This is a genomic window from Stenotrophomonas sp. HMWF003 (assembly GCF_003061285.1).
In the GTDB taxonomy this organism is placed as follows: domain Bacteria; phylum Pseudomonadota; class Gammaproteobacteria; order Xanthomonadales; family Xanthomonadaceae; genus Stenotrophomonas; species Stenotrophomonas maltophilia_AP.
On the sequence record NZ_QAIW01000354.1, the window covers coordinates 34926 to 36031 of the forward strand.

The 1106-nt window shown below is 60.2% G+C and carries 2 protein-coding genes; both read right to left on the reverse strand.

Annotated features, from left to right (window positions below):
• A partial coding sequence (locus tag DBR34_RS23230) for a Wzz/FepE/Etk N-terminal domain-containing protein (protein WP_258223951.1) occupies window positions 1-390 on the reverse strand: 390 nt, incomplete at its 3' end.
• 32 nt (window positions 391-422) lie between these two features.
• Window positions 423-860: a low molecular weight protein-tyrosine-phosphatase gene (locus tag DBR34_RS14450; protein ID WP_128097304.1), complete on the reverse strand. Its 438-nt coding sequence runs from the start codon at window positions 858-860 to the stop codon at window positions 423-425.
• Between the last annotated feature and the right edge of the window lie 246 nt (window positions 861-1106).

Consider the following 1106-nt stretch of genomic DNA (forward strand, 5'->3'; position numbering starts at 1 on the left):
ACGGCGCGCGAAGAAGCCACCCAGCAGCGGCAAGCGTTTCGGCGTGGCGACGATGTCAAGCTGAAGCTGATCCACCGCGGTGCCAACCACGGAGCGCGACGTCAACAGCGCCACTTCCGTCGTCGCTGCTGTGCTTCCGCCACTGGCCAACGAGGTCAGGTCCGCGAGACCGGGGATCGTCGGCATCTTCGACTCCACCTGGACCATTGCCTGCGCCTGGTACACCGGCGTAGAAAGGAGCGCATAAGCGACACCAATGACCGCGAAGACGGCGGTAGTTCCGATGATCCACCACTTTCGGTCGATCAGAACACCCAACATCTCCCGCAGATCAAACTCGTCGTCCCCTCGGACGGCGCGTGTAGGGTTTTCCTTCATCTTGGCTTCCATTTCACTCAATTGCACCGCAACCGGGCGGATCGTTACTTGATGTATTTGGACCAGCGATCGACACTTTTCTCGATCAAGGAGTAGACGTGCTCAAAGGCAATCCGCTGCTGCCGATAGGGATCGGGCACTTCCAGCGAATCCCAACGTCCGAGCAGGAAGGTCTTGCCGCTGACTTGCGGGGCGTCACGGATGATGCGCGAGACATGCGCCTGCTCCATCACCAGGATCAGGTCAGCCGCCGCAAGCACCTCGGGCGTTGCCTGCCGTGCGCGATGTGCGTCAGGATCCAGGCCGTGCTCGCGCAACAGCGTAGCGGCCATCGGATCGACCGGCTTGCCAACGAGCGCCTGGAGACCCGCCGATGACACCTCCACGCCCTCCCTGTCACGCAATGCATTGCGCATCAGGATTTCGGCGGTAGGGCTGCGGCAAATGTTGCCGACACAGACAAGCAACAACTTCTTGAACACAAATCCCCCGGATCATTCATCCATGAACCAAGCGCGCCGGAAACCGGGCGTTCGCTAGACAGCCGGAAATTGTACAGCAATTTTGAGCCGAGAGGACCATCAAGACGGTCGTAAGTTGCTGATACGGCAGGGCTGCAGGGCGCCACGAATGACCGTCCCGACTGCGACGGTCCCTGAGTCAGAAGGGCTCGAAGCGTCGGCTCTTATCGCCCCCACCTCATCTGCTACCATAGCTGATCGATTTTG